This window comes from Variovorax paradoxus (assembly GCF_024734665.1).
GTDB lineage: Bacteria > Pseudomonadota > Gammaproteobacteria > Burkholderiales > Burkholderiaceae_C > Variovorax.
On sequence record NZ_CP102931.1, the window covers coordinates 370,001 to 382,405 of the forward strand.

9 protein-coding genes and 2 rRNA genes (1 of these 11 running past the window's edge) are annotated in these 12,405 nt (G+C 61.2%); 6 read left to right on the plus strand and 5 right to left on the minus strand.

Features of this window, described 5'->3' with window-relative positions; translation table 11 throughout:
- Both NWF24_RS01730 and rrf read left to right on the plus strand, forming a co-directional pair.
- Positions 1 to 2,486, plus strand: a 23S ribosomal RNA gene (locus NWF24_RS01730); it begins 387 nt to the left of the window's first position.
- A 128-nt stretch (positions 2,487 to 2,614) separates the two neighbouring features.
- Positions 2,615 to 2,727, plus strand: a 5S ribosomal RNA gene (rrf, locus tag NWF24_RS01735).
- Positions 2,728 to 2,800: 73 nt separating this feature from the next.
- On the opposite strand, the gene NWF24_RS01740 is transcribed toward rrf, so the two are convergent.
- The 5 genes from NWF24_RS01740 to hppD form a co-directional block, all read right to left on the minus strand.
- Positions 2,801 to 3,733, minus strand: coding sequence for an MBL fold metallo-hydrolase (locus NWF24_RS01740; RefSeq protein ID WP_258352720.1), 933 nt, complete (start codon positions 3,731 to 3,733; stop codon positions 2,801 to 2,803).
- A complete protein-coding gene (locus NWF24_RS01745) occupies positions 3,734 to 5,428 on the minus strand; it encodes an AMP-binding protein (RefSeq protein WP_258352721.1) in 1,695 nt (564 codons plus the stop codon).
- A 126-nt stretch (positions 5,429 to 5,554) separates the two neighbouring features.
- Positions 5,555 to 6,427 carry a phenylalanine 4-monooxygenase gene (phhA, locus tag NWF24_RS01750; protein ID WP_258352722.1) on the minus strand — a complete coding sequence of 291 codons (873 nt, stop codon included), beginning with the start codon at positions 6,425 to 6,427 and terminating at the stop codon, positions 5,555 to 5,557.
- A gap of 16 nt (positions 6,428 to 6,443) precedes the next feature.
- Positions 6,444 to 7,247: a transporter substrate-binding domain-containing protein gene (locus NWF24_RS01755; protein WP_258352723.1), complete on the minus strand. Its 804-nt coding sequence runs from the start codon at positions 7,245 to 7,247 to the stop codon at positions 6,444 to 6,446.
- Between the two features lie 32 nt (positions 7,248 to 7,279).
- A complete protein-coding gene (gene hppD, locus NWF24_RS01760; RefSeq protein WP_093059826.1) occupies positions 7,280 to 8,407 on the minus strand; it encodes a 4-hydroxyphenylpyruvate dioxygenase in 1,128 nt (375 codons plus the stop codon).
- A gap of 143 nt (positions 8,408 to 8,550) precedes the next feature.
- On the opposite strand from hppD, the gene NWF24_RS01765 reads away from it, so the two are divergent.
- From NWF24_RS01765 to lnt, 4 genes are all read left to right on the plus strand, one after another.
- Positions 8,551 to 9,024, plus strand: coding sequence for an Lrp/AsnC family transcriptional regulator (locus NWF24_RS01765; RefSeq protein ID WP_093059828.1), 474 nt, complete (start codon positions 8,551 to 8,553; stop codon positions 9,022 to 9,024).
- Between the two features lie 108 nt (positions 9,025 to 9,132).
- A complete protein-coding gene (locus tag NWF24_RS01770; RefSeq protein WP_093059830.1) occupies positions 9,133 to 9,861 on the plus strand; it encodes a GNAT family N-acetyltransferase in 729 nt (242 codons plus the stop codon).
- Positions 9,862 to 9,960: 99 nt separating this feature from the next.
- A complete protein-coding gene (locus NWF24_RS01775) occupies positions 9,961 to 10,839 on the plus strand; it encodes an HlyC/CorC family transporter (RefSeq protein WP_007836122.1) in 879 nt (292 codons plus the stop codon).
- A complete protein-coding gene (gene lnt, locus NWF24_RS01780) occupies positions 10,839 to 12,404 on the plus strand; it encodes an apolipoprotein N-acyltransferase (protein ID WP_258352724.1) in 1,566 nt (521 codons plus the stop codon). The genes NWF24_RS01775 and lnt overlap by 1 nt, the downstream gene beginning before the upstream one ends.
- Position 12,405: the final 1 nt, after the last annotated feature.

Genomic DNA, 12,405 nt, shown 5'->3' on the forward strand with positions numbered 1-12,405 from the left:
CTGTCTGAATATGGGGGGACCATCCTCCAAGGCTAAATACTCATCATTGACCGATAGTGAACTAGTACCGTGAGGGAAAGGCGAAAAGAACCCCGGGAGGGGAGTGAAATAGATCCTGAAACCGCGTGCTTACAAAAAGTAGGAGCCTCGTAAGGGGTGACTGCGTACCTTTTGTATAATGGGTCAGCGACTTACATTCAGTGGCAAGGTTAACCGAATAGGGAAGCCGTAGAGAAATCGAGTCCGAATAGGGCGATCAGTCGCTGGGTGTAGACCCGAAACCAAGTGATCTATCCATGGCCAGGATGAAGGTGCCGTAACAGGTACTGGAGGTCCGAACCGACTAGTGTTGCAAAACTAGCGGATGAGCTGTGGATAGGGGTGAAAGGCTAAACAAACTTGGAAATAGCTGGTTCTCTCCGAAAACTATTTAGGTAGTGCCTCAAGTATTACCATCGGGGGTAGAGCACTGTTTTGGCTAGGGGGTCATGGCGACTTACCAAACCAAGGCAAACTCCGAATACCGATGAGTACAGCTTGGGAGACAGAGCACCGGGTGCTAACGTCCGGACTCAAGAGGGAAACAACCCAGACCGCCAGCTAAGGTCCCTAAAATTGGCTAAGTGGGAAACGAAGTGGGAAGGCTAAAACAGTCAGGATGTTGGCTTAGAAGCAGCCATCATTTAAAGAAAGCGTAATAGCTCACTGATCGAGTCGTCCTGCGCGGAAGATGTAACGGGGCTAAGCCAGTTACCGAAGCTGCGGATTTGCAATTTATTGCAAGTGGTAGGAGAGCGTTCTGTAAGCCTGTGAAGGTGCGTTGTAAAGCGTGCTGGAGGTATCAGAAGTGCGAATGCTGACATGAGTAGCGTTAAAGGGGGTGAAAAGCCCCCTCGCCGTAAGCGCAAGGTTTTCTACGCAACGTTCATCGGCGTAGAGTGAGTCGGCCCCTAAGGCGAGGCAGAGATGCGTAGCTGATGGGAAACAGGTCAATATTCCTGTACCGATATATAGTGCGATGTGGGGACGGATCTTAATAGGTCATCCGGGTGTTGGATATCCCGGTTTAGTTGGATGTAGGCGTGCATTAGGCAAATCCGGTGCACATATACCGAGGCCAACGATCGAGCCAGCTTGCTGGTGAAGTGACTGAACGAGGTTCCAGGAAAAGCCACTAAGCTTCAGCTATATACGACCGTACCGCAAACCGACACTGGTGCGCGAGATGAGTATTCTAAGGCGCTTGAGAGAACTCAGGAGAAGGAACTCGGCAAATTGACACCGTAACTTCGGAAGAAGGTGTGCCCTATTAGTGTGAAGTGAACAACGGAGCATGAATGGGTTGCAAAAAATCGGTGGCTGCGACTGTTTATTAAAAACACAGCACTCTGCAAACACGAAAGTGGACGTATAGGGTGTGACGCCTGCCCGGTGCTGGAAGATTAAATGATGGGGTGCAAGCTCTTGATTGAAGTCCCAGTAAACGGCGGCCGTAACTATAACGGTCCTAAGGTAGCGAAATTCCTTGTCGGGTAAGTTCCGACCTGCACGAATGGCGTAACGATGGCCACACTGTCTCCTCCTGAGACTCAGCGAAGTTGAAATGTTTGTGATGATGCAATCTCCCCGCGGAAAGACGGAAAGACCCCATGAACCTTTACTGTAGCTTTGTATTGGACTTTGAACAGATCTGTGTAGGATAGGTGGGAGGCTTTGAAGCAGGGTCGCTAGATCTTGTGGAGCCAACGTTGAAATACCACCCTGGTGTGTTTGAGGTTCTAACCTAGGTCCATTATCTGGATCGGGGACAGTGCATGGTAGGCAGTTTGACTGGGGCGGTCTCCTCCCAAAGCGTAACGGAGGAGTTCGAAGGTACGCTAGTTACGGTCGGACATCGTGACGATAGTGCAATGGCATAAGCGTGCTTAACTGCGAGACTGACAAGTCGAGCAGATGCGAAAGCAGGACATAGTGATCCGGTGGTTCTGTATGGAAGGGCCATCGCTCAACGGATAAAAGGTACTCTGGGGATAACAGGCTGATACCGCCCAAGAGTTCATATCGACGGCGGTGTTTGGCACCTCGATGTCGGCTCATCTCATCCTGGGGCTGTAGCCGGTCCCAAGGGTATGGCTGTTCGCCATTTAAAGAGGTACGTGAGCTGGGTTTAAAACGTCGTGAGACAGTTTGGTCCCTATCTTCCGTGGGCGCTGCAGATTTGAGGAAGCCTGCTCCTAGTACGAGAGGACCGGAGTGGACACACCTCTGGTGTATCGGTTGTCACGCCAGTGGCATTGCCGAGTAGCTAAGTGTGGAAGAGATAACCGCTGAAAGCATCTAAGCGGGAAACTCGTTTCAAGATGAGATCTGCCGGGGCCTTGAGCCCCCTAAAGAGTCGTTCAAGACCAGGACGTTGATAGGTCAGGTGTGGAAGCGCAGTAATGCGTTAAGCTAACTGATACTAATTGCTCGTGCGGCTTGACCCTATAACTTTGATCAGTCTGATCAAGGTGTTATGCCAAGTTGACGCATTCAAAATAATTCGCCAAAAGCTGATTCCAAACTCTATGAATTCGTTTGATTGATCACGTGATCAGTCAGACAACCCTTTATGCCTGATGACCATAGCGACGTGGTACCACTCCTTCCCATCCCGAACAGGACAGTGAAACGCGTCAGCGCCGATGATAGTGCGGGTTCCCGTGTGAAAGTAGGTCATCGTCAGGCTCTTACAGCCCAGAAACCCCCAGTCAGCATTGACTGGGGGTTTTTGCCTTGGGGAACGCAATCAGGAAGCGAATTAGGTATTGCGAATACCTGAAATGCTCATCTCAGCTGCGCCTGCGGCAACCAATTCCGCCAAGATATCTCTGGTCAATTGATCCAAATCAACAGCGCCGAAAAAGCGCGATCGAATGGCTTCAAGATAAGCGGTGCCCCGCAACCAGGCATTCCAATCCACGACAGAGATCGATTGCACCTCCAGCAGCTTGAACTTCATCAACACCTTGATGGCGTGACGTGCGTGTTTCACTGGATCGCGCTGCAAGCCGTCGAGCCGTCGACGCGCAACGGACAAGGCCTTGTCGACATCGTCGAAGGCAGCGCCATGTCCAGGAATCACTTGTTGCGGCCTGAGCTCGCCGATCAGATCCAGCGTCGCGCCCACATCTTCGAACGACGGTTCGCCGGCCAGCTCGGGAAACGCAATGCCAAATCCGTTCTCCCACAGGGCATCTGCAGAAATCAGCGTCCGTGATTCCGCGTCGAACAGAATGACCGAATGCGGATCGTGGCCTGGCGCAGCATGCACCTGCCACGGTTTGTCCCCGAGCACGCATTCCGTTCCTGGCCGCAGCAGTCCCGTAAAGCGAAACCGTGGGCATGTCTGCCCCGTCGCCAGGAAACTTAGGCCGCGCTGATCCCAACTCTCCACCAGCGCAGCCTCGCCTGGCGGAATCTCAGTACGAGCCAACGGATAGCGCGCCTGCAGCGCCGCGTTCCCCCCGCAGTGGTCGCTGTGAAGATGCGTATTCAGAATCCGATCAAGCGGCCGTTTCTCCAGCACTGATTCAACCAAGGCCAAGGTCTGATCGGCATGCGTCGCATACCCCGTATCGACCACAGCTGTCTCTTCATCGCCCACGAACAGGACGTTATTCGAAGACAACCACCCTCGCTCGAACACGATGACATTCGCCGGCAGCCCGGCGCTCGCCGACGAATGGCTCATTCAGGCGATCGCAGCGGTGCGAAGTTCGCGGCGCAGGATCTTCCCCACATTGGTTTTCGGCAGCGATTCCCGGAACTCGATGTGCTTCGGCCGCTTGTAGCCCGTGAGCTGCGAGTGGCAGTACTGGAGCACGGCGTCTTCGGTCAGCGTCGGATCCCTGCGGACCACGAAGACCTTGATGGCCTCGCCCTGCTTCTCATCAGGCACACCCACCGCCGCGCATTCCACAACGCCAGGACACAGCGAGATCACGTTCTCGAGCTCGTTCGGGAACACGTTGAAGCCGCTCACCAAAATCATGTCTTTCTTGCGATCGACGATGCGGCTGTAGCCGTCTTCCTGCATCACGGCGATGTCGCCAGTACGCATGAAGCCGTCAGCGGTGAAGGCTGCCGCAGTCTCGGCGGGCTGGTTGTAATAGCCCGTCATTACATTCGGCCCCTTGATGCAGAGCTCGCCAGACTGGCCGATCGGCAGCGAATTCCCGTCATCGTCCTTGATCGAGATCTCAATGCTGGGCAGCGGTAGCCCAATCGTCCCGGTGAACTTGGTGTTCGATACCGGATTGTTCGTCCCGATCGCGCAGGTCTCACTCATGCCCCAGCCTTCGATCATCGGACAGCCAGTGGCCTCGAACCACTTGCGCGCCGTACCTTCCGAGGCGGCCATGCCGCCCGCCTGCGAAACGAACAGCGTCGAGAAATCGATTGACTTGAACTCGGGGTGCATCAGCAGCGCATTGAACAGCGTGTTCACCGCTGGCAGCATGTGGAACGGCCGCTTCTTCAGCACAGCAATGAACTTGTTGAAGTCCCGCGGGTTCGGAATCAGCGTCATGTGCGAGCCCTGGCGGATCACCAGCAGGCACAGCGTCAGCGCGAAGATGTGATACAGCGGCAGCGCCGCAATGCTGTTGACCTTCGCGAGGTCACCGGCGCGCGATAGCGCCGGCGTGAACCAGGCCTCGGCCTGCAGGGTTGCCGCGACGATGTTGCGATGGGTCAGGACCGCGCCCTTCGACAGGCCAGTCGTGCCACCCGTGTACTGCAGGAACGCGATCGAATCGAGCGTGCTCTGATCGGGCCCCAGCGTGCGGCCGCGCCCCTCGGAGATCGCCTGGGTGAACGGAGTGACCGTACGCCCATCGCTCAACGGCAACTTGTAGGCCGGCACGAGCTTCGCCAGATGGCGCACCGCCACCGTGATCCACGCGCCATACAACCCGCCCAGCAAGTCGCCCATCGACGTCATGACCACGTGCTTCACGGGCGTGCGCTCGATCACCTTTTCAAGCGTTGCCGCAAAGTTCTCGAGGATGACGATGGCCGTTGCCCCGGAGTCCTTCAGCTGATGTTCCAGCTCCCGCGCCGTGTACAGCGGATTGACGTTGACACAGGTATAGCCCGCACGCAGCACGCCGCACATGGTGACCGCAAACTGCGGAATGTTGGGCAGCATGATCGCCACGCGTGCACCAGGCTCGAGCCCGCGCGATTGCAGCCAGGCGCCCATCGCCTTCGACAGCGTGTCGAGCTCCCCGTAGGACATCCAGCGCTCCATGCAGACCGAGAACGGTCGATCGGCATAACGGCCGAAGGCCTCGTCGAACATGTGAGGCAATGAACGGTACTGCTCGGGATGAATCTCGTGCGGTACGCCGGCCGGATAGTTTTGTTGCGCGGATGTTGTCTGCATGCAAGCTCCTTTGGCGCGGATTGTGGGAGGCAGTGCGCCTCCGCCGCCAGCGGGCTTGTCCTAGGGAGCGGGTGTGCGCTGTCGCACGCGCGATAGCTGCGCAGCGACTGACAACCCTTCGAAAATTCAGGCCTTGCCCGATTCGCCCGGCAGCAGTACCCCAGCCTCGATGTCGGACTCGACCTTCAGCGACTCATACAGCGGCGTGAAGTCGGGCGCCGTGAAGTCGAACAGCTGCGCAAAGCTGTCGATCACGAAGTAGTTGGCCTGGTAGGTGTCGATCTTGTAGCGCGTGCGCATGGTGCGTAGCAGGTCCAGCGGCAGCCGGCGCGGCTCGTCGCTGAGCACCGCGTGCTTCAGTTCGCCCACTGAGCTCAGGATGCCGGCGCCGTAGGCACGAAGGCCGTCTGGCTGGCGGATCAGCCCGAACTCCACCGTGTACCAGTAGAGCCGCGCGAGCTTCTCGCCAGCGCCCAGTTCGTGCGCCTTGATGCCGCCTGCGCCGTAGCGCTGCACGTAGTCGGCGAAGGTCGGGTCGAACAGCATCGGCACGTGGCCGAACAGGTCATGGAACACGTCGGGCTCGACGATGTAGTCGAACTCTTCGGGCTTGCGGATCCAGTCCGTCACCGGAAACTTGCGGTTCGCGAGCAGCGTGAAGAACGGCAGCTCCGGAATCAGCCCGGGCACCGCCACGATCTCCCAGCCCGTTGCGCGATACAGCCGCTCGTTGAGCTCGTCGAAGCGCGGGATGCGGTCTTTCACGCCGAGCGAAGGCAGTGCCTTGATGAAGGCGTCGCAGGCCAGCCCCGGCAATTGCGCTGCCTGGCGCTCGTAGAGCCGCCGGTACGTGTCGTGATCGGCCTCTGTATAGCTGGCCCAGTCCTGCGGGCAGGTGTAGTCGGCCAGCACCGCGCCGCCGCGCGAGTAGTCGCCGCGGGGCGGCCGGTCCGAGGCGCCGTAGACGGCGGGGGTGACAACAGCGGCAGGGGTTTCCATGAGATCGAATCTTGAGTTACTTGAGCCAGCGGTCCATCGTGCGCTGGAAGTCGCCGCCGGCTTGCTGCAGGTGCAGCCATTGGTCGACATACGACTTGAAGGCCACGTCGTCGCGCGGCAGCATCCAGGCCATTTCGCCGTACTGCAGCGGCTTGTCGGGGTTGATCGCGCACAGGCCCGGCTTGAGCTTCTGCTGTGTGATGGCCTCGGCCGCTTCGGTCACGAACACATCCGCGCGGTTGGCGAGGATCTCGTCGAAGATCGTCACGTTCTCGCCGTGCAGCGTGAGCTTGGCCTGCTTGAAATTGGTCCGGGCGAAGCGTTCGTTGCTGCCGCCCGGGTTGAAGATGACGCGCACCGACGGCTTGTCGATGGCGGCCACGCTCTGGTATTTGGACACGTCGGCGCAGCGCGCAATGGGCGTCTTGCCGTTGACCATGTAGGGCGCGCTGAAGAAGGCGCGCTTCTGCCTGTCGGTAGTGACCGACACGCCGCCCACGGCGATGTCGCACTTGCCGGCGCTCAGGTCGGGCAGCAGGTTGGCCCAGGTGGTCTTGACCCACTCGGGCTTCGCGCCGAGGCTGGCGCTGAAGCCAGTCATCAGGTCGACGTCGATGCCCTCGAAGGCGCCGTCCGTCTTCTGGAAGCTGAAGGGCTTGTAGTCGCCCGGCGTGCAGATGCGCAGCACCGCGGCCTTCTGCACCACATCGAGGTGCGAGCCGGCCACCGGCGCGGCCGCCGGTGCCATGGCACAACCCGAAAGAACGGCGGCAGCTGCCGCGATGAAGGTCAAACCGATTGAAGACGTACAGCTGCGCATGCGGGCTCCAGAAGCAATAAGGGAAGGGGCCCTTATTTTGCGGCGCTCAGCACGCCGCGGCGCATCTGGTCGAGCTCGATGCTCTCGAACAGCGCCTTGAAGTTGCCGTTGCCGAAGCCGTCGTCGCCCTTGCGCTGGATGAACTCGAAGAAGATCGGGCCCAGCTGGTTCTCGCTGAAGATCTGCAGCAACAGCGCGTCCTTCTTGCCGTCGATCAGGATCTTGCGCTTTTGCAGCTCTTCCACGCTCTCGCCGTGGCCGGGGATGCGCTTGTCGACCAGCTCGTAGTACGTGTCGATGGTGTCGAGCAGCGTCACGCCATTGGTGCGCAGCGCGTCGACCGTGCTGTAGAGGTCGTCCGAGCCCATCGCGATGTGCTGGATGCCTTCGCCTCGGTACATGTCCAGATATTCCTGGATCTGGCCAGCCTGTTCCTTGCCCTCTTCGTTGATCGGGATGCGGATCTTGCCGCAGGGGCTGGTCATGGCCTTGCTCTTCACGCCCGTCACCTGGCCTTCGATGTCGAAGTATTTGATCTCGCGGAAGTTGAAGAGCTTTTCGTAGAAGCCGGCCCAGACGTTCATGCGGCCGCGATACACGTTGTGCGTCAGGTGGTCGATGTAGGTCAGGCCGTTGCCGAACGGCGAAAGCGCCTGTTCCGGCGCAACGCCGGGCAACGCCTCGAAGTCGACGTCGTAGAAGCCGATGTTGCCGATGTCGCCGGGCTTCGCGCCGTTCTTGCCGGGCCAGCGGTCCACCAGGTAGATCAGGCTGTCGCCGATGCCCTTGATGGCGGGAATGTTCAGTTCGCCAGGACCGGCCTTGTCGGCAAAACCCCACGCGCCGAGTGCCGTGGCGCGTTCGTAGGCTTGCTTGGCGTCTTGCACGCGGAAGGCGATGGCGCACACGCTCGGACCGTGCTCGCGTGCGAACTTCTGCGCGAAGGAATCGGGCTCCGCGTTCAGGATGAAGTTGATCGTGCCCTGGCGGTACAGCAGCACGTTCTTGTGGCGGTGCTTGGCCACGGCCTTGAAGCCCATGCGCTCGAACACCTTGCCCATGGCGACCGGATCGGGTGCCGCGTACTCGATGAATTCGAAGCCGTCGGTGCCCATGGGGTTCTCCCAGGGCGTGAAGGCGGGTGCGTCGGCTTGGCTCATGTGCGGTCTCCGGTGGGTGGGGATTGAATGAATAAGGCGCTAAATCGGCCGGTCATGCAATGTAGGGTGGATGCCTCTCAGGTTTTCTGCGTTTCCGGGCGCTCATGGTGGCTCTTGCGCAGTAAAACTGCAAGAATGATGAAATGGAAGCTCTGGACAAGATTGATAGGATGATTTTGCGCACGCTGCAAGCAGACGGCCGTGCAACCTACGACCAGATCGCGGAGCAGGTGAGCCTGTCGCCCAGCGCCGTGCTGCGGCGGGTCAAGCGGCTGGAAGAGCACCGCGTGATCGACCGCTACGTGGCCCTGGTCCAGCCCGAAGCCATCGGCCTGGGGCTGACCGCCTACCTCAACGTGCGGCTCGAAAAGCACACCGAGACCCACAAGCGCAACCCGATGGACCTGTTTCGCGCCAGCGTGCAGACCTGGCCCGAGGTGGTCGAATGCGCCGCGCTCACCGGCGACATGGACTACCTGCTGCGCGTCGTGGTGGCCGACATGGCCCACTACAGCCGATTCATCATGGACACCCTGCTCAAGCACCCCAGCGTGGAAGACTGCAAGACCAGCTTCGTTCTGGACCGTGTCAAAGCCACAACAGCTGTGCCGGTTTAGCTACATCTGGTTGCGTGAGCGCCACGTCCCTCGGTACTGGTTCACGAATGTGTCCCGCGATTGACCTTGTGGACTTGTTGTTTAAGGGAAAACCCTTACATTTGGGTCATGCTCACCGCCAAGACCCTTCTCAAAGCGTCTCTCGGCCTCGGCTCTTTCCTGAAAGCGCCGATGGTTGAAGCGCAACCACGCGCCGTCAGCGCGCCTCAACCCGTCATGGTGCCGATCCGCTCGATCGGCCCGCGCGAACGGGAGCGCATCGCCCGCCACCTGCTCGAACTCACCCCGCACGATCGCTACCTGCGCTTCGGCTATGCGGCGGCCGACGAACAGGTCCAGCGCTACGTCGACAGCCTCGACTTCGAGCGCGACGAACTCTTCGGCATCTACAACCGCCGCCTCGACCTGATCGCTATGGCGCACCTGGCCTTCGCGCCCGGCGATGAGCATAGCGACTGCGCCGAATTCGGCGTGTCGGTCTCGGCGCACGCCCGCGGCCGCGGCTACGGCGCCCGCTTGTTCGAGCGCGCCGTGGTCGTGGCCCGCAACGAAGGCGTGGGCATGCTCTTCATTCATGCGCTGAGCGAAAACGCCGCCATGCTGAAGATCGCCCGCAACGCCGGCGCCACCGTGGTGCGCAGCGGCTCCGAAGCCGAGGCTCACCTCGAGCTGCCCAGCGCCACCTTCGACAGCCGCATGAGCGAAATCGCCCTGGAGCACTATGCCGCCGTCGACTTCGCACTCAAGAGCCGCGCCAAGCAGTTCTGGGCCTTCCTGGCCAGCCTGCAGGAAGTGCGCAGCGGCATGCGCGACGCCCGCAAGAAATCCGCCCCCTGAGGGAGCGGGGCGCCCCCAACTGGCTTATGCCGGCCGTGGGGTAGAGCGTGTCACACGCAATCCGGTATCCTTGTCCCTCCTCAACTAAGCCCTCCCGCAGTGGCCGACCCTCACCCTGAACGCGCTCCCGTTGAACGGGAAGACAAGCGCGGCTTTCTCCAGAAGCTCGCCGAATTCATCCACCCCGGTCCCGACTCGCGCGACGAGCTGATCGAAACCCTGGCGGACGCCGAGGACAACGAGGTGATCGGCGCCGAATCGCGCGTGATGCTCGAAGGCGTGCTGCGCATGGCCGACATGACCGCCGGCGACGTCATGGTCGCCGCGCCGCGCATGGACCTGGTGAACATCGACGCGCCGTTCGATGCACTGCTGCACCTCATCATCGACACCGCGCACTCGCGCTTCCCGGTGTACGAGGGCGAAAAAGAAAACATCATCGGCATCCTGCTCGCGAAAGACCTGCTCAAGCTGCAGCGCGCGCCGGGCCTGAACATCCGCGCCCTGCTGCGTCCGGCCACCTTCGTGCCCGAGAGCAAGGGCCTGAATGATCTGCTGCGCGAGTTCCGCGGCAACCGCAACCACCTGGCCATCGTCATCGACGAGTTCGGCCGTGTCGCGGGCCTCATCACCATCGAGGACGTGCTCGAGCAGATCGTCGGCGAGATCGAGGACGAGTTCGACATCGCCGAAGACGAGGGCGACATCTTCGGCCTTGCCGACCACACCTACCGCGTCTCGGGCGACACGCCCATCGAGCGCGTGGCCGAGGCCTTCGGCATCGTGTTCGACGAAGAACAGCTCAGCGAAGACTTCGACACCATCGGCGGCCTGATCGCGCACGAGATGGGCCACGTGCCCAAGCGCGGCGAGCACCATGCGATCGGCGGCTTCGACTTCGTGGTGCTGCACACCAAGGGCGGCGCGGTGCGCTGGTTCAAGGTGTCCCCGGCACGCGGCGGCGACGCGGCCGACTGATGCGCGGCGCGCCGGCATCCTCTTCCGCCAACCTGTTCCGCCTGCTCGGCTTCGGTGTCGCCGGGCTCGCGCAGGCGCTTTCGATGGCTTCGCCCGTGGGCGGCAAGCCGCTGTGGTGGCTGCAATTGCTGTCGCTCGGTGTGTTCGTCTGGCTGCTCGACGGCCTGCGCGCGCAGGGCGCGGGCTGGCGCCGGGCTGGCCTGCATGGCTGGCTGTTCTCCACCACCTGGCTCACCGGCAGCTTCTGGTGGCTCTTCATTTCGATGCACACCTACGGCGGGCTGCCTGCGCCGCTTGCGGCCATCGCCGTGCTGGCGCTGGCCGCGGCGCTGGGGCTGTACTACGCGGTTGCTGCTGCCTGGTTCGTTGTGCGCGGGCCGAAAGGGCGGGTGACTGGTGCGCTCGTCTTCGCGGCGCTGTGGACGCTGGCCGAGCTTGTGCGCGGCAGCTGGTTCACGGGCTTTCCGTGGGGCGCCGGCGGCTATGCGCATGTCGAAGGTCCGCTGGCCGCGCTCGCACCGTGGGTCGGTGTCTACGGCATCGGTGCAGTGGCGGCGCTGGTCGTTGCGTTGGTCGCACTGCATCGACCTGTTCGCGGCTTGGAGATGGCGCAGGGACTGGTGCTGATCGCGCTGGTGTTCGCGGTGCCGCATCTGGTGCCACCACTGAATGGCGACGTTCAGGGCGCCAAGGGTTCGACCGGCAAGCTCCAGGTCGCGCTCCTGCAAGGCAACATCCCGCAGGACGAAAAGTTCATTCCCGGCGGTGGCATCGAGACCGCGTTGCGCTGGTACGGCGAACAGCTGCGCGATGCCAGGGCCTCGCTCGTCGTGACGCCCGAGACCGCCTTGCCGCTGCTGCCGCAGCAGTTGCCGGCCGGCTACCTCGACGCGATCCAGGCGCGCTACAGCCAGGGCACGCAGGCCGCCATCGTCGGCCTGCCGATGGGCGGGCAAGGCAGCTACAGCAACTCGGTGCTCGGCTTCCAGCCCGGTGCCGCACAGCCCTACACGTACAGCAAGCACCACCTGGTGCCTTTCGGCGAGTTCATTCCGCTGGGCTTTCGCTGGTTCATCCAGATGATGAACATCCCGCTCGGCGACTTCGAGCGCGGCGGGCTCGCGCAGGCGCCTTTCGTCTGGCAGGGTCAGCGCATCGCGCCGAACATCTGCTACGAAGACTTGTTCGGCGATGAGATCGGCGCGAACTTCCGCGATGAGGCCACTGCGCCCACCATCCTGCTCAACGTGAGCAACATCGCGTGGTTCGGCGATTCGGTCGCCATCGACGAGCACTTGTCGATCTCGCGCATGCGCGCCCTCGAGTTCGCGCGGCCGATGGTGCGCTCCACCAACACCGGCGCCACGGTCGTGATCGACGCCGAAGGCCATGTAACGCACGAGCTGCCGCGCCTCACGCGCGGCGTGCTCGAAGCCAGCGTCGAAGGCCGACGGGGCCTCACGCCCTATGCGCGCTGGGTGGCGCCCTTCGGCCTCTGGCCGCTGTGGATATTGGCAATGGCCATCGTGGCAGCAGCCTTCGTGCAAGGCCGCCGCCGGCGCTGAA